The 21,037-nt window shown below is 68.4% G+C and carries 18 protein-coding genes and 1 pseudogene; 11 read left to right on the forward strand and 8 right to left on the reverse strand.

The window, feature by feature from the left end; translation table 11 throughout:
• Positions 1-48: 48 nt before the first annotated feature.
• The 4 genes from KUD94_RS05285 to KUD94_RS05300 all read left to right on the forward strand — a co-directional run bounded on the left by KUD94_RS05285 (position 49) and on the right by KUD94_RS05300 (position 4,556).
• Positions 49-1,569, forward strand: a complete 1,521-nt coding sequence (locus KUD94_RS05285) for a CoA-acylating methylmalonate-semialdehyde dehydrogenase (RefSeq protein ID WP_218238752.1) — start codon at positions 49-51, stop codon at positions 1,567-1,569.
• A gap of 232 nt (positions 1,570-1,801) precedes the next feature.
• Entirely contained in the window at positions 1,802-2,962 is a 1,161-nt protein-coding gene (locus tag KUD94_RS05290) for an acyl-CoA dehydrogenase family protein (RefSeq protein ID WP_218238753.1), read from the forward strand.
• 152 nt (positions 2,963-3,114) lie between these two features.
• Positions 3,115-4,011 (forward strand): 3-hydroxyisobutyrate dehydrogenase, encoded by an 897-nt coding sequence (mmsB, locus tag KUD94_RS05295; RefSeq protein ID WP_218238754.1) that lies wholly within the window; start codon positions 3,115-3,117, stop codon positions 4,009-4,011.
• A gap of 80 nt (positions 4,012-4,091) precedes the next feature.
• On the forward strand, positions 4,092-4,556 hold the full coding sequence (locus tag KUD94_RS05300) for a DUF3592 domain-containing protein (RefSeq protein ID WP_218238755.1): 465 nt from the start codon (positions 4,092-4,094) through the stop codon (positions 4,554-4,556).
• 18 nt (positions 4,557-4,574) lie between these two features.
• Here KUD94_RS05300 and KUD94_RS05305 read toward each other — a convergent pair whose 3' ends face one another.
• From KUD94_RS05305 to KUD94_RS05315, 3 genes are all read right to left on the reverse strand, one after another.
• Positions 4,575-5,219, reverse strand: coding sequence for an AAA family ATPase (locus KUD94_RS05305; protein WP_218238756.1), 645 nt, complete (start codon positions 5,217-5,219; stop codon positions 4,575-4,577).
• A 61-nt stretch (positions 5,220-5,280) separates the two neighbouring features.
• On the reverse strand, positions 5,281-5,646 hold the full coding sequence (locus KUD94_RS05310; RefSeq protein ID WP_218238757.1) for a type II toxin-antitoxin system Phd/YefM family antitoxin: 366 nt from the start codon (positions 5,644-5,646) through the stop codon (positions 5,281-5,283).
• A gap of 102 nt (positions 5,647-5,748) precedes the next feature.
• Entirely contained in the window at positions 5,749-6,480 is a 732-nt protein-coding gene (locus tag KUD94_RS05315) for a uracil-DNA glycosylase family protein (RefSeq protein ID WP_218238758.1), read from the reverse strand.
• A 97-nt stretch (positions 6,481-6,577) separates the two neighbouring features.
• Between KUD94_RS05315 and KUD94_RS05320 the strand changes: the two genes are divergently transcribed.
• The 7 genes and pseudogenes from KUD94_RS05320 (at position 6,578) to KUD94_RS05345 (ending at position 15,053) form a co-directional block, all read left to right on the forward strand.
• Entirely contained in the window at positions 6,578-8,095 is a 1,518-nt protein-coding gene (locus KUD94_RS05320) for a TolC family protein (RefSeq protein ID WP_218238759.1), read from the forward strand.
• A gap of 50 nt (positions 8,096-8,145) precedes the next feature.
• Positions 8,146-9,153, forward strand: a complete 1,008-nt coding sequence (locus KUD94_RS05325) for an HlyD family secretion protein (protein ID WP_218238760.1) — start codon at positions 8,146-8,148, stop codon at positions 9,151-9,153.
• Between the two features lie 119 nt (positions 9,154-9,272).
• A pseudogene (locus KUD94_RS14700) lies at positions 9,273-11,327 on the forward strand (ABC transporter permease); the annotation flags it as partial.
• Between the two features lie 201 nt (positions 11,328-11,528).
• On the forward strand, positions 11,529-12,851 hold the full coding sequence (fahA, locus tag KUD94_RS14705) for a fumarylacetoacetase (protein WP_255569175.1): 1,323 nt from the start codon (positions 11,529-11,531) through the stop codon (positions 12,849-12,851).
• A 9-nt stretch (positions 12,852-12,860) separates the two neighbouring features.
• A complete protein-coding gene (gene maiA / locus KUD94_RS05335) occupies positions 12,861-13,508 on the forward strand; it encodes a maleylacetoacetate isomerase (RefSeq protein WP_218238762.1) in 648 nt (215 codons plus the stop codon).
• Positions 13,509-13,550: 42 nt separating this feature from the next.
• Positions 13,551-14,579 carry a ferrochelatase gene (hemH, locus tag KUD94_RS05340; RefSeq protein WP_218238763.1) on the forward strand — a complete coding sequence of 343 codons (1,029 nt, stop codon included), beginning with the start codon at positions 13,551-13,553 and terminating at the stop codon, positions 14,577-14,579.
• A gap of 42 nt (positions 14,580-14,621) precedes the next feature.
• Positions 14,622-15,053 (forward strand): RNA-binding S4 domain-containing protein, encoded by a 432-nt coding sequence (locus tag KUD94_RS05345; RefSeq protein WP_218238764.1) that lies wholly within the window; start codon positions 14,622-14,624, stop codon positions 15,051-15,053.
• A gap of 55 nt (positions 15,054-15,108) precedes the next feature.
• Here the strand turns inward: KUD94_RS05345 and KUD94_RS05350 are convergent, their stop codons facing one another.
• The 5 genes from KUD94_RS05350 to KUD94_RS05370 form a co-directional block, all read right to left on the reverse strand.
• Entirely contained in the window at positions 15,109-15,960 is an 852-nt protein-coding gene (locus KUD94_RS05350) for an alpha/beta fold hydrolase (RefSeq protein WP_218238765.1), read from the reverse strand.
• A 33-nt stretch (positions 15,961-15,993) separates the two neighbouring features.
• Positions 15,994-18,114: a D-(-)-3-hydroxybutyrate oligomer hydrolase gene (locus KUD94_RS05355; protein WP_218238766.1), complete on the reverse strand. Its 2,121-nt coding sequence runs from the start codon at positions 18,112-18,114 to the stop codon at positions 15,994-15,996.
• Between the two features lie 51 nt (positions 18,115-18,165).
• Positions 18,166-19,230, reverse strand: a complete 1,065-nt coding sequence (locus KUD94_RS05360) for a branched-chain amino acid ABC transporter permease (protein ID WP_218238767.1) — start codon at positions 19,228-19,230, stop codon at positions 18,166-18,168.
• Positions 19,231-19,245: 15 nt separating this feature from the next.
• Positions 19,246-20,229: a branched-chain amino acid ABC transporter permease gene (locus KUD94_RS05365; RefSeq protein WP_218238768.1), complete on the reverse strand. Its 984-nt coding sequence runs from the start codon at positions 20,227-20,229 to the stop codon at positions 19,246-19,248.
• 70 nt (positions 20,230-20,299) lie between these two features.
• Positions 20,300-21,025, reverse strand: coding sequence for an ABC transporter ATP-binding protein (locus KUD94_RS05370; protein ID WP_218238769.1), 726 nt, complete (start codon positions 21,023-21,025; stop codon positions 20,300-20,302).
• Between the last annotated feature and the right edge of the window lie 12 nt (positions 21,026-21,037).

A 21,037-nucleotide genomic window follows, 5' to 3' on the forward strand; every position in this document is an offset into this window, starting at 1 on the left:
GCCCGATCCGCTTTTCGATCACCCCCGTTTTCACAGGAGACATCAGCCATGGACGCATCCACTTCGCAGGGCGTGCTCGCCCCCACTGTCAAGCTCTTGATCGACGGCAAGCTCGTCGAATCCAAGACCACGCAGTGGCATGAGGTCATCAACCCCGCCACCCAGCAGGTGCTGGCGCGCGTGCCCGAATCCACGCCGGAAGAAATCGCCGCCGCCGTGGCCAGCGCCAAGAAGGCCTTCAAGACCTGGCGCAAGACCTCGCTGATGGCGCGCGGGCGCATCTTCCTGAAGTACCAGGAACTGATTCGCGCGCACATGAAGGAGCTGGCCGCCATCCTCACCGCCGAGCAGGGCAAGACCCTGCCCGACGCCGAAGGCGACGTGTTCCGCGGCCTGGAGATCGTCGAGCACGCGGCCAGCATAGGCACGCTGCAACTGGGCGAAGTGGGCAACAACATTGCCACCGGCGTCGACACCTTCACCATGCTGCAGCCGCTCGGGGTGTGCGCCGGCATCACGCCGTTCAACTTCCCGGCGATGATCCCGCTGTGGATGTTCCCGATGGCGATCGCCTGCGGCAACACCTTCGTGCTCAAGCCTTCGCAGCAAGACCCGATGGTGACCATGCGCCTGTGCGAACTGGCGATCGAAGCGGGCGTGCCCGCGGGCGTGCTCAACGTCATTCACGGCACAGCCGACGCGGTCAACGCGATCTGCGACCACCCGGACATCAAGGCCATCTCCTTCGTCGGCTCCACCAAGGTCGGCACCCACGTCTACCACCGCGCCAGCCTGGCTGGCAAGCGCGTGCAGTGCATGATGGGCGCGAAGAACCACGCCATCGTGATGCCCGACGCGAACAAGGAGCAGGCGCTGAACGCGCTGATCGGCGCATCGTTTGGCGCCGCCGGCCAGCGCTGCATGGCCATCTCGGTCATGGTGCTGGTGGGCGAGGCGCAGCAATGGATTCCGGACATCGTCGCCAAGGCCAAGGGCCTGAAGGTGAACGTGGGCACGGCCGAGGGCACCGACCTGGGCCCCCTGATCACCTGCGCCGCGCGCGACCGCGTGGAAGGCCTGATCGAGCAAGGCATCAAGGAAGGCGCCAAGCTCGAACTCGACGGCCGCAAGCCCACGGTGCCCGGCTACGAGAAGGGCAACTTCGTCGGCCCGACCATCTTCAGCAACGTCAAGCCCGGCATGACGATCTACGACCAGGAAGTCTTCGGCCCGGTGCTGTGCATCGTGCAGGCGAACAACCTGGACGAGGCGATCGAGTTCATCAACGCCAACCCCAACGGCAACGGCACCGCCATCTTCACCCGCTCGGGCGCGGCGGCGCGCCAGTTCAAGGAGGATGTGGACGTCGGTCAGGTCGGCGTGAACCTGCCGGTGCCGGTGCCCGTCTCGCTGTTCTCGTTTACCGGCAGCCGCGGCTCCAAGCTCGGCGACCTGGGCCCCTACGGCAAGCAGGTGGTGCTGTTCTATACCCAGACCAAGACCGTGACCGAGCGCTGGTTTGACGAGGCCGAGCACCACGCGATGAACACCACCATCAGCCTGAAGTAAACGCGGGCTTTGGCTCCTTCCCCCTCTGGGGGAAGCACCCTCTTCACTCCCTCCCCCTCTGGGGGAGGGCAGGGGTGGGGGCCAGCGGCCTTGGCCTGAGCACAGTGCTCGTTCAAACGCCCCAAGTCCCCACCCTACCTCCCCAAAGGGGGAGGATGAATACAAGCAAAATCGGCCTCCAGCCCTTGCCCAGCAAGCGCCAGCAGCTATAAAAACACAGGAGACGCCCCGCATGGATTTCGAACTCTCCGAAGACCAGCGCGCCTTTGCCGAAACTGCGCGCCAGTTTGCCCAGAGCGAGCTCGCGCCCTACGCGGCGAAATGGGACGAAGAAGCCATCTTCCCGGTTGATGCGATTGCCAAGGCCGGCGAGCTGGGCTTCTGCGGACTGTACGCGCCCGAGAACGCCGGCGGCCTGGCCTTGCCGCGCCTTGATACCACCCTGGTCTTCGAGGAACTCGCGGCCGTCGACCCCTCCACCACCGCCTTCATCTCCATCCACAACATGGCCACCTGGATGCTCGGCACCTGGGCCACGGATGCGGTGCGCGACGAATGGGGCCCGCTGCTGACCAGCGGGGAAAAGCTCGCCAGCTACTGCCTGACGGAGCCCGGCAGCGGCTCGGACGCCGCCAGCATCAAGACCCGCGCCGAGCTGCAGGGCAGCGAATATGTGATCAACGGCGGCAAGGCCTTCATCAGCGGCGCCGGCTCGACCGACCTGCTGGTCTTGATGGCACGCACCGGCGACGCGGGCGCGGGCGGCATCAGCGCCTTTGCCGTGCCCGCTCAGCTTCCCGGCATCAGCTACGGCAAGAAGGAACACAAGATGGGCTGGAACAGCCAGCCCACGCGCACCATCAGCTTTGACAACGTGCGCATCCCCGCCAGCCACCTGCTGGGGCGCGAGGGCGAGGGCTTCAAGATCGCCATGAAGGGCCTGGACGGCGGGCGCATCAACATCGCCACCTGCTCGGTCGGCGCCGCGCAGGGCGCACTCACCCATGCCCAGCGCTATCTGCAAGAGCGCAAGCAGTTCGGCAAGCCCCTGGCGAGCTTTCAGGCGCTGCAATTCAAGCTCGCCGACATGGCCACCCATCTGGTCGCCGCACGCCAGATGGTGCGCCTGGCCGCGAGCAAGCTCGATGCCGGCGCGGCGGAGGCGACAACGTATTGCGCCATGGCCAAGCGCTTTGCCACCGATACCTGTTTTGACGTGATCAACGAAGCCCTGCAACTGCACGGCGGCTACGGCTATCTGCGCGACTTTCCGCTGGAGCGCCTGCTGCGCGACGCGCGCGTGCACCAGATTCTGGAGGGCACGAACGAGATCATGCGCGTCATCGTCGGGCGCAGGATGCTCGATGGCGACGCGCCCGATGCCATCCGCTGACATGACAGAAAACTCCCTCTTCCTCTGGGGGAGGGTCGGGGTGGAGGCCAGCGGCGCCAGCACAAGCCCGCCCCCATCCCCGCCTTCCCCCAAAGGGGGAGGGAGCAAGACGCAAGCCAGACAACCCACCACCTCACTGAAGGAGACAACGCATGCAAATCGCTTTCATCGGCCTGGGCCACATGGGCGGCCCCATGGCCATCAATCTGCACAAGGCCGGCCACCAGGTTCAGGCTTTTGACCTTGCCAGCGCCGCCTGCGAGCATGTCAAGGCCGCAGGCGTGGCCATCGCCACGAGCAGCGAAGCGGCGGTGAAGGACGCCGAAGTCGTCATCAGCATGCTGCCCGCCAGCCAGCACGTCGAAGGCCTGTATCTCGGTCGCGATGGCAGCGGCGGGCTGCTCACGCACATCGCCCGCGGCACGCTGGTGATCGACAGCTCGACCATCGCCGCCGCCACCAGCCAAAAGGTGGCCAAGGCGGCGCAGGCTGCGGGCATCGCCTTCATCGACGCGCCGGTCTCCGGCGGCGTGGGCGGCGCGGTGGCGGGCACGCTCACCTTCATGGTCGGCGGCTCGGACGCCGATCTGGAGCGCGCGCGCCCGGTGCTCGAGAAAATGGGCGCCAACATCTTCCACGCCGGCGACATCGGCGCAGGCCAGACCGCCAAGATCTGCAACAACATGCTGCTGGCCATCCTGATGATAGGCACCAGCGAGGCCATGAGCCTGGGCGTGGCCAACGGGCTGGATCCCAAGGTGCTGGCCGAGATCATGCGCCGCAGCTCGGGCGGCAACTGGGCGCTGGAAAAGTACAACCCCTACCCCGGCGTGCACGAGAACGCCCCGGCGAGCAAGGGCTACGCCGGCGGCTTCGGCACCGACCTGATGCTCAAGGACCTGGGTCTGTCGCAAGAAAACGCCACCGCCATGCGCGCCTCCACCCCGCTCGGCGGCCTGGCGCGCGCGCTCTACGCCGCGCACAGCCTGGCCGGGCACGGCGGGGAAGACTTCTCCAGCATCATCAAGATGGTGCAAAAGAAGGCATAGCCGCCATCAGACCCCGCCGGGCGTAGTGCGCCCGCGCGGCACTGCCCGGCCCGGGAACCGTCCACGCAAGGCCCATCTGCATGTCGCTGCGCGGCATCCTCATCTTCGTGTTCTTCTGCCTGCCAATGTCGCTGGTAGGCATTGCGGTTTTCGCCCTGGGAAGCTTCGGCGCGGCCGAGCGCGACAGCCGCATCACGGACGCCGGCGTGCAGACCACCGCCTGGGTCACCGACAAGGAATACAGCCCGGGCCTGCGCAGCCGCGACCCGGCGCAATACATCGTGCGCTACAACTTCAGTCTGGCCGACGGCACGCTGGTAGAGGGCGCCTCCATCCATCCCGATGTCTGGGACAACACGGAGATCGGCAGCCCGATCAAGGTGTACTACGACGCCGCACAGCCGCAGAACAATTTTCCGGTGGGCGCAGGTTTTTCTGTTGCCCTCGCGCTGGGCATGGGCTTCATCGCGCTGATGGCCCAGATACCGACGGCGCTGCTGCTCTACTTCTGGTGGCTCAAGCGCCGCTATGGCGGCGCCGAGTGAGGGCGGCGCAGAGCAAGGTCAGCGGCCGGCGCCCAGCGCCGCTTCCAGCACCGGCTTGGCCCAGTCGGGCGTGCGTGCCAGTTGCTCCAGGTCGTCCGGCACCGGCCAGACCAGCCGCCCTTCACGAAACACCGCCACCGGCAGCGGGTCTGGCACGGGTTCACCGACCGCGACGCTGGCGCTGTTGTCGAACAGGCGCGCTTCGAGCAGGTGTGGCAGCAGCGCGATCAGATGGGTGATGGCGCTGGTCCAGCGTTCGCGGATCTTGGCTTCGGGGATGTCGTGGCCGCCCGCGGCCACGCGCTCGCGCACGCGCTGCAGGTGCAGCTCGGGGCTGGCCAGGCCGCAAAACCAGATCAGCACGTCGTGCGTGCTGCTGGCCGCGCGCAGGCGCGCGCTCACGCTCTCGCCGCCCAGCGTGGTTTCAAAGGCGTGGCTGCGCCTCTGCGCGACGGCTTCATCGAGGCGGCGCATGCCCTCGGTCCAGGCGGCGGCGTTGGCCTGGGTTTGCTCACCCATGCCTGCGGCCATCAGTTCGCGGGCATAGCTGTCGGGGTTGAACCAGGCCAGGCCGGCGCGGCTCAAAAAATGCCCGCCTATCGAGCTCTTGCCTGCACCGTTGACCCCGGCCAGAACGTAGATGACAGGACGGGAAATCAGCATGAAAAACGGCTCCAGCGCCCGACTGGCAAGCGCTGGCAGCTATCAAAAAGATGAAATTGAATCAGCAGGTCTGCCCTGCGCGCACCTGCCCCGCCAGGGACAGGGGCTGGGCCAGCAGGCCGCGCAGGCGGTCGGCGGCGTCGGGCGCCTGCAGGCAGGCCAGGCGCTCATCGAAGCGTTCGCGCAAGGCCTGCAAGGCGTCTTGCTGGATGGCGCGCGCGGCCTCGGCCGCCTTGAGCAGGCGCTGGTATTCGCCGGTGGACAGGATCACCGCCTCGGGGCGGTCGTGGTTGGTGACCAGCACCGCGCCCTGCTCGCCCACCACCCGCATCACGCCGCGCCAGCCCAGCTTCTTGACGTCGGATGCCGGCGTGTGCGCCAAGGCGGAAAACGCGGGGACTGCGAGTGCAGCGGCGGCAGCGGACATGGCCCATCTCCTTGCAAAAGGCATTTTGGGCATTTTACCCATAATTGGAAATTACCCCTCTCGGCCAGGCGGCGCGCGCGCCCGGGCAAGAGCGGGCGCAGCTCAAGCCGGATCGGCCGGCGGCGCTGGCAACCAGGGCGCGAGTACCTCTTCGGCATGCTGCGCCCAACTGCGGTTGGCCACCGGGTTGGCCGGACTCGGGTGCAACAGGTAGTGCACCACTGTCGCATCCCCAAGCGCCGCCTGCAACTGCTTTTGCGCATAGCGCCCGAAGGCGACCACCGCCTGCGGCTGCAGCCGCTGCACCACTTGCACCAGCGCGGCATTGCACGGCGCCTCCAGCGCGCGCTGCTCGGTCTGTTTGAGCTGGGACGGAATCAGGTTGCGCCCCTGGCCCAGGAAGAGCAGCGGGCAATAATTCCAGACAAAGAAGCGGCTAAAAAATGCTTCGGGCTTGCCCACGCGCTGCGCCGCCCAGCCCCACAGGCGCTTGCCGCTGCCTTCCTCGCGGTGGCAGTCCATGCCCAGCAGCGGGTAGCGCGGGTGCTGCAGCGGCAGCGAGCGCGCCAGTCGCGGCTGCATGCCAAACCAGTCGCGCACCGCGCCCACGCTGCCAAAGGGCACGCCGGTCTGGGCCATGCCCCAGGGGCCGGGGTTCATGCCGACCAGCAGCACGCGCCCGCTGGCCGAGCCAAAGCGCTGCAGGTATTGACGATGGCCGTCCCAGGCGTAGACGAGGGGGTTGTAGACGTGACTGGGCGTGTGCCAGCTCAAGCGATCCAGATCGCGCGCCAAATTGCGCGCCACGCGTTCAAGCGAAGTACCGGTGGCCATGTCTCAATCCTACGGGCGCCTTGATGCGCTTGCGCGGCCTGGCCTCGCGGCGCGACCCGCGCACCGGCTTGCGGCGGCGCTTTTACACTTCCCATCCATGAAAGCCGCCCCTTTGTCCAGCCGGCTGCCTCTGGCGCTGCTGTGCGCCGCCCTGTTTTCCCCGGGCCTGGCGGCCCACGCCCAGCAGGCTGCGGCAGGCGCGGCCGCACGGCCGCTGAGCTATGAACAATCCGCCCTGCTGCTGGCCGAGCGCTCCGACGCCCTGCTGGGCGCGAGCCGCAACACCGAAGCCGCGCGCCAGCAGGCTCAGGCGCTCAAGGCCCTGGCCATGCCGCGCATCCACTTCGATATGCAGGGCCTGTACTACCAGAAGACGGTGACCGTGTCGCTGGGCGACTTGCGTGAGCGCGCCCAGGGCGCTGCCGGAGCCACTCTGGCGCAGATGGCCGATCGCGGCCTGCCTGGCATAGATCCCGGCGCGGTCGGCCAGGTCATCGACCAGGTGCAGGCAGCCCTGCCGAGCATGTTCCGCCCCATCCCGGACGAAATCAGCGCCCGCGCCCGCCAGAGCCTGTGGCACCCCACGCTGTCCACCGTGGTGCCGCTATACACCGGCGGGGCGATCACCGCCGCCAAGGCCGCCGCGCGCTCGGGCGTGGACGTGGCCCAGGCCGCGGGCGACAGCCTGCACGAGGCCCAGCGCTTTGCCCTGGCCAAGGCCTACTTCGGCCAGGTGCTGGCCGAGCAGGTGCTGGCCGTGGCGCGCGACACTCTGGCGGGTTTTGACGAGCACCTGGGCAACGCCCGCAAGATGCAGGCCCAGGGTGTGCTGAGCCAGGCCCGCGTGCTGCAGGTGCAAGTGGCGCGCGACAGCGCCGAGCGCAGCGTGCAGCGCGCCCAGGGCGAGCACGCCGCCGCCGTGCAGGTGCTGCAGCATCTGCTGCGCAGCGAGCAGCCAGTGGCGCCTACCAATGCTCTCTTTCTGCAAACCCGGCCACTGCCTGCGGTAGACAGCTTTCTGGCCGCTGCCCAGGACGGCCACCCCGCCCTGCGCCAGGCCCGCGCCGCCCGGGAGGTAGCCCACCAGGGCACGGCACTGGCCCAGGCGGCCAAATACCCGACGGTCTATGCCTTTGGCAGCGTGAACCTGAATCGGCGCAACGCCTTGCTGACCGAGCCGGACTGGATCGTCGGCGTGGGCCTGCGCTATACGCTGTGGCCGCAAATCGACCGCAACAGCCGCGAGGCCGCCGCGCTGGCCCGCGAGGAAGCCGCCCAGGCCGCCACGCGCGAAGCCTGGACGCAGATCCAGATGGCCATACACCAGAGCTGGCAAGTGACTGAGGCGGCGCGGCGCGAATACCTTTCGCTCGCGTCCAGCATCGCCTCGGCCAGCGAATCGCTGCGCGTGCAGGAAGTTTCGTTTCGCGAAGGCGTGGGCACCATGAGCGAGTTGATCGACGCGCGCAACGCCCTGGCCCAAGCGCGCACCGAGCGCGCCGCCGCGGCCTACAAATACGATCTGGCGCTGGCCTCGCTGCTGCTGGCCAGCGGTCAGGGCGAGCAATATCAGGACTACCTGCTGCGCGCCGACGAGCATTTGAGCACCCCATGAACGCACCTGCCGCACCCGCTGCCCCTGCTCCGCCTCCTGCACCCGTGCCGATGCCCGCCAAGCCTCGCGCAGGCAGGCTGCGCACCCTGACCGCCGCACTGCTGCTGCTGGGTTTTGCCGCCTTCATCGCCTGGGGTCTGTGGCAAGCCAGCCGGCCCGTGCCCCAGCAGCTGCAAGGCATGGTCGATACCAGCCAGATCAACGCCGCCACGCGCATGACCGGGCGGGTGCTGCAAGTACTGGTGCACGAGGGCGAAACCGTCACCGCCGGCCAGTTGCTGGCGCGCCTGGAAAACCCGGAAATCCGCGCCCAGGAAGATCAGGCCCAGGCCTCGCTGCTCAGCGCCGAGGCGCTGCGCGAGCGCACCGACGCCGGCCGGCGCGAGCAGGACGTGGACTCGCTCAAGGCCACCTGGCAAAGCGCCCAGGCCCAGGCCGACCTGGCCGCCGTCACCGCCAGGCGCATGCAGAACCTGTTTGCCGAACAAGTGATCTCCGCCCAGCGGCGCGACGACGCCGTGGCCGCGCAAAAGGCCAGCGAGGAAATGGCCCGCGCCGCCCGTCTGCAATACCTCAAGGCCCTGGAGGGCGCGCGCGCCGAAGACAAAAAAGTGGCCGCCAGCCAGGTCGCCGGTGCCCAGGCCCGGCTGCGCGGCGCCCAGGCCATCAGCGCCGAAATGCAGTTGCTGGCCCCCGCCAGCGGCGAGGTCGACAAGATCTTTGCCCACCCCGGCGAGATCGCCCTGCCCGGCGTACCCGTCATCACCCTGGTGGACTTGAGTCGGCTGTGGGTGGCCTTCAACGTGCGCGAAGACCAGTTTTCCGGCATCGCCTTGGGGCGCCAGTTGCGCGCCAGCATCCCGGCGCTGGGCCTGCAGAATGTGGCTTTCAAGGTCAGCCACATTCGCGCCCAAGGCGACTTTGCCACCTGGCGCGCCACGCGCCAGTCCAGCGGCTACGACGTCAAGAGCTTTGAAGTGCGCGCCGTGCCGGTGCAGCCTGTTGAGGGGCTGCGCCCGGGCATGAGCGTGCTGTTCGCGTGGCCGCAGGCAGACTGAGCTGGCCGCAGGCGGCCGCCGCTGCACTGCGCCGCGAGCTGGGGCTGCTGGCAGGCAGCCGCTGGGACCAGTTTCTGCTGCTCGGCCTGCCGCTGCTGGCCGTCGTCACGCTGGCGGTGATGTTCCTGCCCGGCAGCTTCAACCAAGTGCCGATCGCAGTGGTGGACGCCGACCACTCCGCCCTGAGCCGCGCCGCCGTGCGCCATCTGCAGGCCACGCCCAAGCTGCAGGTGGCCGCCAGCCCCGTGGACCTGCCCGAAGCCATGGGGCTGATGCGCGCGGACCGGGTCTACGCCGTGGTCTATCTGCCGCCCGGCCTGCAGGAGCGCCACGCGCGGCGCGAGGACGAGCGCGCCATCATCTACTTCAACGCCGCCTTCCAGACCGTGGCCACGCAGGCGGCGGATGCCGCCCAGGCGGCGCTGGGTCAGGCGCTACGCCCCGGCCTGGTCGGCGAGCTGGCGGAGCTCGCGCGCATTCAGCCGCCGCGCATCCAGGTCAACATCGTCGGCAACCCGCAGGCCAGTTTCGAGCTCTTCCTGCAAAGCCTGGCCACGCCCCTGGTGCTGGCCATGCTGCTGGGTTGCGCGGCGGTGTACGCCGTGGGCCGCGAATGGGCCGACGCCAGCCTGGCCGACTGGCTCGCGCACAGCGACGGGCGGCTGCTGGCCGCGCTGCTGGGCAAGCTTGCGCCGTACGTGCTGGTGTTCTGGCTCTGGAGCGTGGTCTTCACGCTCTACCTGGCCGGCGCGCGCGGCTGGCAGGTGGCCGGCTCGCTCCCGCTGTTGCTGCTGGCGCAACTGCTGTTCTACGCCGGCATCGGAGCCATTTCCGCGCTGCTGGTAGCGCTGCTGCGCGATCTGGACACGGCGCTGTCGGTGTCGGCCTTCTATCTGGGTTCGGGCCTGTCCTTTGCCGGTGCCACGCTCACGCTCAACGGCGGCTCCTGGTTCGTGCGTGCCTGGTCGGCGGTACTGCCCAGCACCAGCTACGTGCAAATCCAGGAGCAGCAATGGGTCATGGGCTCGCCCCTGGCCAGCAGCGCCGTGCCACTGGCTGTGCTGCTGGCCTTCATCGTGCTGCCTCTGGCGCTGGCCTTGCCCTTGCTGGCGCGCATGGCGCAACCGGGTGCGCGCCAGGCCCGCCTGCATGCGCCGCCCACGCCCGCCGGCTGGCTGGCGGCCATGGCGCACACGCTGCGCACCGTGGCGCTGAACCGCCCCATCGTGCTCACCGCGGTGGCGGCGGTGGTGCTCTATGGCTTTTACTACCCCTCGGCCTACACCATGCAGACAGTGATCAAGGTGCCGGTGGCCGTAGTGGACCTGGACCGCAGCCCGCTCAGCCGCAGCCTGCTGCGCAAGCTGGACGCCACGCGCGAAGTGCGCCTGGCGGCCCAGCCCGACTCCATCGCCGAAGGCCAGGCGCTGCTGCAGGCAGACAAGGTAGACGGCCTGATCGTGCTCACCGGCGACCTGCAGGCCAGCGTGCTCAAGGGCGCGCCCGGCGGCGTGAGCGTCTACCTGAAAGGCGCCTACCTGGTGCGCGCGCGCTTCATCGGCGAGGCACTGCGCGGCGCCATCGGCGCGGCGCTGCAGGAGAGCATCCACCCGCTGGCCGCGCTGCTGTCCCCGGGCCACCTCGGCGTGCAGCAGCGCGCGCTGTTCAACCCGGACAACGGCTACGGCAGCTATGTGGTGCCGGGTGTGGCCTCCATCATCCTGCAGGCCACGCTGCTGTTTGCGGTGGCCATGTTCATGGGCCTGAAGCGCGAAAGCGGCAACTGGCGCATGGGCCACCGGGGCTTTCTCGGCACCTGGTGTGCCTTCACCCTGCTGGGCAGCCTGATGGGCTGGTTTTTCTTCGGCTTCATCTTCTGGTGGCAGGACTACCCGCGCGGGGGCAACCTCGCCGGCCTGCTGCTGGCCGTGCCGCTGTTTGCCGCCAGCGTCTCGGCGCTCGGCCTGCTGGTCGGCTCGCTGTTCGAGCGCCACGAGCGCAGCATGCAGATCCTGGCGGGCACGTCCATTCCGGTGTTTTTCCTCTCGGGCCTGTCCTGGCCTTTTCTGGCCATGCCGGCGCTGATGGTGGCGCTGGCCAAGCTCATTCCCTCCACCACGGCGGTGCTGATGTTCGTGCAGCTCAACGCCATGGGCGCCACGCTGGCGGAGATCGCCCCCAGGCTGGCCACCCTGGCCGCGCTGACGCTGCTGTATGGCGCAGCAGCCTGGCTGCGCCTGACCCGGCCCACGCAGGCAACCGCACCCGCCAAGCGGCTTTGCACGCCTGCGCCGCAGTCAGCGCAGGCGGCTGATAAGCTCGGCAATCATTCCCATTCGCAGCCTCTCGCCAGGCCGCCATTACAGGGCACCACCATGAGCATCTTGAACGAAACCCACGACCCCGCGCTGCGCAGCTGGCTTGCATCCGCCCATGCCGGAGGCACGGACTTTCCCATCCAGAATCTGCCGTTTGCGGTGTTTCGCCGCAGGGGCAGCACCGAGCCCGCGCGCGGCGGCGTGGCCATAGGCGACCAGATCATCGACCTGGCCGAGCTGCACCAGGCCAAGCCCTTCAGCGGCCGCGCCGCCGAGGCGCTCGCCGCCGGCAGCCAGAGCACGCTCAACGCGCTGATGGCACTCACCCCCGCGCACTGGAGCGCGCTGCGCCTGGCGCTCTCGCGCGCGCTGCGCGAAGGCGCGCCCGAGCAGGCCGTGCTGCAAATCTGCCTGGTGCCCCAGGCCCAAGTGGAATACCTGCTGCCCGCGCGCATTGGCGACTACACCGACTTCTACACCTCGATCCACCACGCCACCAACGTCGGGCGCCTGTTCCGGCCGGACAACCCCCTGATGCCCAACTACAAGTGGGTGCCCATCGGCTACCACGGGCGCGCTTCCAGCGTGGTCGTCTCGGGCCAGAACTTTGCCCGCCCCTGCGGCCAGCTCAAGGCGCCAGAGAGCAGCGCCCCGGTCCTGGGTGCAAGCCAGCGCCTGGACATCGAGCTGGAGCTGGGCGTGTTCCTCGGTCAGGCCAATGCCCTGGGCGAAGCGGTGCCCATCACCGAAGCGGAAGACCACGTGTTCGGCCTGTGCCTGCTCAACGACTGGTCGGCGCGCGACATCCAGGCCTGGGAGTACCAGCCGCTCGGCCCCTTCCTGGCCAAGAACTTCGCCACCAGCATCTCGCCCTGGGTGGTGAGCATGGAAGCGCTCGCGCCCTTTCGCACCGCGCCCGAGCGCCCGGCGGGCGACCCCGCGCCCCTGCCCTATCTGGACAGCGAGCACAACCGCAGCGCCGGCGCGCTGGACGTGCAAATGCAGGTCACGCTGCAAACCCCGGCCATGCGCGCGCAAGACCCGGCCAGCGGCGCCGTCATCTGCACCACCAGCTACCGCCACGCCTACTGGACGCTGGCGCAAATGGTGGCGCACCACAGCGTCAACGGCTGCAATCTGCAACCGGGCGACCTGCTGGGCACGGGCACGCTCTCCGGCCCCACGCTGGAGCAGGCCGGCGCGCTGCTGGAGCTCACCGCCGGCGGCAAGAACCCCATCAAACTGCCCAATGGCGAGCAGCGCGCCTTCCTGGAAGACGGTGACACGGTGGTGTTTCGTGCCTGGTGCGACAAACCCGGCCAGGCGCGCATCGGCTTTGGTGAATGCCGCGGCCAGGTGCTGCCCGCGCGCAGCCTCTGAAAGCGCGCGATGCAGCTCTACAACTACTTTCGCAGCGGCACATCGCACCGCACGCGCATTGCCATGGCGCTCAAGGGCGTGCAGGCACAGTACGTCGCGGTCGATCTGCTGCACGAGGCACACCTGCACGGCGATTTTCACGAGGTGAACCCGCAGGCGCTGGTGCCCGCGCTGGTGCTCGATGACGGCACGGTGCTCACCCAGTCGCCCGCCATCCTCGAATGGCTGGAAGAAACCCATCCCGAGCCGCCGCTGCTGCCTGACGAGCCCCGGGCCCGCGCCCGAGTGCGGGCGCTGGCCGCCCTGATCGGCTGCGACATCCACCCGATCAACAACCGGCGCATCCTGCAATACCTCAAGCACGAGATGGGCGCCGACAAGGCCGCGATCGAGCGCTGGTGCGGCCAGTGGATCAGCGCGGGCTTTGACGCCTACGAAAAGCTCCTTGCAGCCGACAGCGCGCGCGGCGACTTCAGCTGGGGCGGGCGCCCCACGCTGGCGGACTGCTATCTGGTGCCCCAGGTCTTCAGCGCGCGGCGCTTCAATGTGGACATGGGGCGCTGGCCCTTGATCAGCGCCATCGATGCCGCCTGCGCAAGGCTGCCCGCCTTCGAGCAGGCCGCGCCGGCCAACCAGCCGGACGCCCCCAGAGACTGAAACATGCAGCCAGAGCGCGCGGCAGCCTGAGACAATCGCCGCATGGCCGACAACGCTCCCGCTACCGCCGTGCTGCTGTGCAATCTGGGCACGCCCGAGGCGCCGACCGCCGCCGCGCTGCGCCGCTACCTGGCCGAGTTCCTGAGCGACCCGCGCGTCGTGGAAATCCCGCGCGCCGCCTGGTGGCCCATACTGCACGGCATCGTCTTGCGCACCCGCCCGGCCAAGTCCGCCGCCAAGTACCGCAGCATCTGGACCGCCGAGGGCTCGCCCCTGCTGGTATGGACGCAAAAGCAGGCGCTGATGCTGCAGGGCTGGCTCGCGCAGGCAGGCCTGCCCGCCACCGTGCTGCCGGCGATGCGTTACGGCCAGCCCGCCATCGCCGCGCAACTGCAGGCGCTGATGGCCCAGGGTGTGCAGCGCGTGCTGGTGTTGCCGCTGTACCCGCAGTATTCGTCCACCACCACGGCCAGCCTGGTGGATGCGCTCACCACCTGGACCAGGCGCACGCGCGCCCTGCCCGAGCTGCGCCTGGTCAACAGCTACCACGACCACCCCGACTACATCGGCGCGCTGGCGCAGAGCGTGCGCCAGCACTGGCAGCGCGAGGGCGGGCGCGCCGACAAACTGCTGGTGAGCTTTCACGGCATTCCCGAGCGCAACGTGCGCCTGGGCGACCCCTATGCCGAGCAGTGCCGCGCCACCACCGAGCTGCTCGCGCGCGAGCTGCAGCTCAAGAGCGGCGACTACCAACTCAGCTTCCAGTCGCGCTTTGGCCGTGCGCGCTGGCTGCAGCCCTACACCGAACCCACGGCCATCGCCCTGGCCCGAAGCGGCACGCGCAGCCTGGACGTGATCTGTCCGGGCTTCACCAGCGACTGCCTGGAGACGCTGGAAGAAGTCAACCAGGAGGTGCGCGACGCCTTCCTGAAGGCGGGCGGCCAGAGCTTTCGCTACATCCCCTGCCTGAACGACAGCCACGCCTGGATCAGCGCGCTCTCGCGCATTGCCCAGCAGCACCTGGCGGGCTGGCCGGTAGCGGACAAAAATATCAACAAAATCGCAGTCTAGCCCTTTACCAGCAAGCGCGAGCAGCTATTATTTTAATAGTTCATGGCCAGCCCGTCCGAATCCATGCGCCTGGACAAATGGCTGTGGTGCGCGCGCTTCTACAAGACCCGCGCTCTTGCGGTGCAGGAGATAGACAAGGGCCGCGTGCAGGTCAACGGCACCAACGCCAAACCCGCGCGCGAGCTGCGCCCCGGCGACACCGTCGCGCTGCGCCAGGGGCCGGCCGCGCGCACCGTGGTCGTGCGCGCGCTCAGCAACTTGCGCGGGCCCGCGCCGGTAGCGCAGCTTCTGTACGAAGAAACCGCCGAGAGCCTGCTTGCGCGCGCCCAGGCCGCCGAAGCCCGGCGCCTGGCGCCCGAACCCGCCGACAGCCTGCGCCAGGGCCGCCCCACCAAGCGCGACCGGCGCACGCTCGACGACACGCGCCGGCGCGGCTGGGGCGAGCGCTGGAGTGCGTCGCTCGACGACGATTAGGCGCTACCGGAACGGCGCAGACCCTGACCCCGACAATGGCCGGTGCCCCCTGCGCTCAGCGCGCGAAGAAGCGTTCCACCCAGGCGAGTTGCTCGGGCACATTGAGCGCGGGCGCGTGGCCGCAGCCTGGCACCTCGATGACCTCGAGCTGGCCGCGCGCGCCCGGGCCGCACTGCTTCATCCGCGCGATCGTCTCGGGCAGCACCAGGTCGGAATCGACGCCATGCAGGCAGAGCACGGGCAGGTCCAGCGCCTCATAGACGGCCCACTGGTCGTAGTCGTGCGGGTGCACCGTGAACTGGCGCACCATGGCCGGGTCGTAGTGCGGCGTCACACGTCCGTCGGGCAGGCGCCGGGTGCTGGTTTCGGTCAGGCGCCGCCACTGCGCGTCGCTCAGCCAGCCGTAGGGCGCATACACCTGGCGAAAGAAGGCTTCCAGCTCGGTCACGGTAGCGAAGGCCGGCGGCTGGCCGGCATAGGCCTTGATGCGCTGCACCGCGGCAGCGGCAAGCTCGGGCGCGATGTCGTTGAGCACCAGGTGCGTGATGCGCCCGGCCAGCGCGCCGCCCGCAGCCGCCATGCCAATGGCGCCGCCCATGGAGGTGCCTATCCAGCGCACCTGCGCAACGCCCAGCCGATCGAGCAGCGCGCTGGCCAGACGGGTGTAGAAGGCCAGGCAATATTCCTCGTCCGGCGCGCGGCTCCATTGGCTCAGGCCGCGGCCCAGAGTGTCCGGGCAGATCACGCGAAAGCCGCACGCCGCCAGATGCTCGGCGAGCTCGTCCATGTCGCGCCCGGTGCGCGCCAGCCCGTGCCAGGCCAGGACCACCGGCGCGTCCTGGTCACCCCAATCCATCAGATGCAGCTCATAGCCAGCGCAATGCAGATAGCGTGAGACAGGAACCATCGGACTGCTTTCAATTTGCTCGGGTGTTCAGACTCAATCGGGAATGGCAATGGTCCCGCCGCTCACGGTGATCGCGTCGGCCGCGGCCGGAGTGGCGGCGATGGACGGCAGATTGGCCGCGGTGATCGCCGGGGCGCTGCCCGGCGCACCGCCCCGCGCCACGGTGCGCACCACCTGGCTGGCGGGCAGCGGCTTGCCCGTCGCGAGGTTGGCGTAGACCGCATCCAGCGCTTCATTCAGGTAGACATGCAGCGGCACGTAGCGGCTGTCGTAACCCGGCAGGATGGTCGGCAGGCCGATGAAGCTGTCGAAGTGCTGCGCGTTCGTCACTTCGATGTAGCGCAGATTGCTCGACTTGCCCTCGACCTTGCCGTTGAGCGCGACATAGGGGCGCGAGGTGTGGTTGACCGGCAGCAACGCATCAGCGCGCCCGTGCACGATGATCGCGGGCTTGCCGTGCAGGTTGCCGCTGCGCTGTGTCTCCTGCATGCCGGCCTGCAGCGCCTTGGCACTGGTGCTGGTACCGGTCACGAGCTCGCGCAGGCACAGCGCGCCTTCCAGGTTCCAGTCGAAGCTGCCGTTGGACGACATCGAGAGGAAGTCGCGTGCGGCGCCGAGCTTGCCGTTGTTGTTCACCAGATTGATGCCGCCAGACGGCGGCACGCCGTTGCCGGTGGCGAACATGCCCGCAAGCGCCAGCGGGGGCAGCGCGTTCACCGCGCCCGTGGCCGCCGTGGAGGCGTAGCTGAAACCGCACAGCTTGTCCTTGACGCTGGCGCGCGCCAGAGCGTTGGCAAAGGTCACGGCCACCGCAGGCGCAACCTCGAAGGCCGCAAGCGAGGCGTGCAGCACCCTGGATTCCGGCGTCCAGCCATAGCCCTCCAGCTTCTGCAGCGCCTCTTCGGCTTGGGCCTCGGTGCTGCTGGCCGTGAGCAGCCCGGCGGCCTTGAGCGAGGCGCAGCGGTTGGGCGCGATCGGCAGCGCCTTGGTCGCAAAGCCTGCGGCAAAACCGGCGGCAAACGGCGCACTCGCCTGCGACGGCGCCAGCGCCGCGCAGGCCTGGTAGAGGTTGGCCACCGTGGTGAAGTCGACCAGGTTCTTGCCGGTAACGGCGATGGTGGTGGCGCCGCGCTGCACCGTCACGCCGGCGTTGGCGGGCATCTCGATGGCCGGCTCGGACACCGCCACGCCGCTGATCAGGCCTTGCGTATCCAGCTCGGCCGCCGCAATCGCGGCGCCGCCGCCGTTGGAGATGCTGGACGCAATGGTGATGGTGTTGGCCGGAGTGAAGGTCTTCAGGCGCTTGCCGTCCTGCACCTTGCCGTAGCGCTCGTTGAGCACCCAGTAGGCGAATTCCACTGCGCGCAGCGTGCTGCGGCCCCAGTCCTTCTCGGGGTTTTGCTGCGAATGCGCGTGCTTGAAGGCGTAGCGCTTGGGCGTGGCGGCGTTGAACGCGGCCAGATCCGCTGCCGACAGCCCGGCGTTGAAGGCGGCGTTCTTGCCCGCCGCTGCCGCCGTGGTGCGCGTGCCGTCGATCAGCGGCACGGTGTCGTTTTCCAGGTCGTGCGGCGCAGCGCCCGTGCCCTTGTCGCTGTAGGCGACGGCACAGCCCTTCTTCAGGCCCCATTCGCCCGTGGTGATGGCGCCATAGACGCCGCGCGAACCCGACGCGGTGGCGGTGATGATGCAAGGCTTGGCCGGATCGAAGCTGTCGGGCACCTGCACCATCAGCGTGACGTTCTGGCGCCCGCTGCCATCATCGGCGAAGGCGATGGTTTCGGTGCCCCCGACCAGGCCCTCGCCGCTCGTGACCTTGCCCTGCGCATCGACGTTGGGGCCGTAGAAGCTGCCGTAGCCGCCCGCCGCCGTCATGTCGAGCATGGCGCGGTAGTTGTTGTAGATGGCGCTGCGGCGCAGCTCGGCGGCAGTGGGGTTCAGCGGATCGGCATACGCCGGCGCAACGGCCGAAGCCAGGCCGCTCTTGCCCAGGCCCGCCGTCAGCAAATCATCACGCACGCCGTCATAGGCCATGCTGCGCACCTCGCCCAGCCAGACAGGTTTCACGTTCCAGTCGAAGTTGTCTCCCCCGCCACAAGCGCTCAGCGCCGCCATGGCCACAGCGGCGGGCGCCGCCAGTCGAATCACGTTCTTCATGGGTCTTGTCTCCGTTTGAGGTGATGAATGGACACACAGGGAAGCACACGATCAAGGCAGGCGCGCAGCGCGCAGCCGCCCCACCACGCCGGTGGGAAAGTAATAAACCGAGAGCACGAAGAGCAGCCCCAGCCAGAGCAGCCAGCGGTCGGGCGAGAGCAGCGCGGAGAGCCAGGGCAGCGCGCTCACCGCCTCGCTCGCCAGGCGCAGCAGGTCTTGCAGATAGCTTTGCGCGACCATGAAGAGCACCGCGCCGATGGCCGCGCCGTAGATCGTGCCCATGCCGCCGATCACGACGATGAGCAGCACGTCCATCATGATCTCGAAGGACAGCGAGGTTTCCGGCCCGTTGTAGCGCAGCCACAGCGCCAGCATGCAGCCCGCGAGCGTCGCGAACAGCGCCGAGATCACGCTCGAGAGCGTGCGATAGACCACCACGCGGTAGCCGATCGCCTCGGCGCGAAATTCGTTCTCGCGGATGGCCTGCAGCACGCGCCCGAAGGGTGAATTCACCACGCGCAGCATGGCCAGCATCAACACCAGCGCGCAGACGAAGAGCAGGTAGTAGCAGAAGATCTTTCCGTCGATGTCCACGCCGAGGAAGGGGTTCTCGAACGGCTCAAAGCTCGGGGAGAGCAGCTCGGGGATCTTGAAGCTCAGGCCGTCCTCGCCGCCGGTGAAATCCGACAGCTGCGAGGCCAGCGTCTGGAAGGCCGCCGCCACCGCCAGCGTGATCATCGCGAAGAAGATCGCCCGCACGCGCAGCGAAAACAGCCCTATCAGCAGCGACAGCACCAGCGACACCGCCAGCGCCGCCAGCGTGCCCAGCGCCAGCGCGCCCCAGGTCGGCCCCAGGCGCGTCGTCGCGATCGCGATACCGTAGGCGCCGATGCCGAAGAACATGGTGTGGGCAAAGCTCACGATGCCGGTGTAGCCCAGCAGCAGGTCAAAACTTGCCACCAGCACGGCAAACACCAGCACCTTGGCCGCTACGTTGAGCGCCTTCACGCCGGGGAACACGAAGGGCGCAAGCAGCAGCCCGACAAACACCGCCAGCAGAATCACCGCCAGCACGCGGCTGCGCGGAAGGTCGCCCGAGAAGATGCGTTGCAACATGGCCCTGCCCCTTGCTCAGCGCTCGGTCAGCGGATAGACGCCGCGCGGGCGCCACAGCAAGATGGCGACCATCAGCGCGATGTTGGAAAACAGCGCCACCTTCGGCAGCAGAAAGCCGGTGTAGTTGGCCATCAGGCCCACCAGCAGCGCCCCGATCAGCGCCCCGCCGGTACTGCCCAGACCGCCGATGATGAGCACGATGAAGATCAATATCGTCACCTCGTTGCCCATCTGCGGCACCACGCTCTGCTGGTACAGCCCCCACATCACGCCGCCCAGGCCGGCGAGCGCGCTGCCCGCGACGAACACGCCGACGAACAGGCGGCGAATGCGGTAACCCAGCGCCTCGACCATCTCGCCGTCCTGCACGCCGGCGCGTATCAGCAGGCCCACCTTGGTGCGCGAGAGCACCCAGAGCAGCGCGGCAAAGACGATGAGGCCGACCACCACCGCGACCAGCCGATACTTTTCGATCGCCGCATCGCCGATGAGCAGCGAGCCGCGCATGCCCATGGGCAGCGGCAGCGGAATCTGCTGCGGCCCCCAGACGACCTTGATCAGCTCTTCGCCGATGATCATGCCGCCCATGGTGATCAATATCTGCTTGAGATGGTCGCCATAGACCGGGCGCACCAGAAAGCGCTCGAAGGCGATGCCCACGGCCCCCGCCACCAGCATGGCCACGACCATCGCGGGCAGCACCGCCAGCAGGTTGCGCCACAGCTCGCCCGAGCCGGTCCAGTCGCCCATCAGCCCGAGCACGCTGCTGGCAACGAAGGCCCCGAGTGCGATGAACACGCCGTGGCCGAAATTGAGCACGTCCATCAGGCCGAAGATCAGCGTCAGGCCGGAGGCGATGATGAAGACGATCATGCCCATGGCCAGCCCCGCCACGGTGAGCGTGAGCCAGGTCGAGGGCGAACCGATCAGCGGCAGCCCCACGAGCGCCAGCAGCGGCACCAGCGCAAGCGGCTTCCAGTCGAGCTCGCCGGTCTTCATGCGGCTGCTCCTGATGTGATAGCTGTCAGCGCTTGCTGCACAAGGGCTGGAGCCCGATTTTGCTTGCAATTCATAAGGACAGCCCCAGCAGCGAGCGCTGCAGCGCCTCGTCCTGCGCCAGTTGCGCCATGGGTCCGGCGTGCACCACGCGGCCGTTGTCCATGACCGCCACGCCATCGCCGAGCTTGCGGGCGAAGCGGATGTTCTGCTCCACCAGCAAAATGCTCACGCCACCCTGCTTGAGCTGCTCGAAGGCGGCAATCATGTTGTTGATGATGGCCGGCGCCAGGCCTTTGCTCGGCTCGTCGACGATGAGCAGATCGCGCGGCTCGACGATGGCGCGCGCCACGGCCACCATCTGCTTTTGCCCGCCCGAGAGCTTGCCCGCCGCCTGGTTCCAGAACTTTTGCACCGCCGGGAACATGCCGAAGATCCACTGCAGGCGCTCGCCATCCATTTGCGTGGCGTTCGCCGCCCCGCGCGCGGCCAGCAGCAGGTTCTCCTTGACCGTGAGGTCGGCAAAGATGCCCATGTTCTCGGGCACGTAGGCAATGTTGCGCTGCGCGATGCGCGGGGTATCGAGCCGGGTGATGTCCTCGCCGCCCAGCCGTATGCTGCCTTGCGAGGCACGCCACAAGCCCATGATGGTGCGCAGTGTCGTCGTCTTGCCCGCGCCATTACGCCCGAGCAGCAGCGTGACTTGCCCGCGCGGCACCACCAGGTCCACGCCGTGCAGGATGTGGTAGGCGCCGATGTGGGTGTGCACGCCCGAGAGTTCCAGCAGCACGTCGCTCATGGCTGCTCCTCC

Source organism: Comamonas sp. NLF-1-9 (genome assembly GCF_019195435.1).
In the GTDB taxonomy this organism is placed as follows: domain Bacteria; phylum Pseudomonadota; class Gammaproteobacteria; order Burkholderiales; family Burkholderiaceae_C; genus Comamonas_C.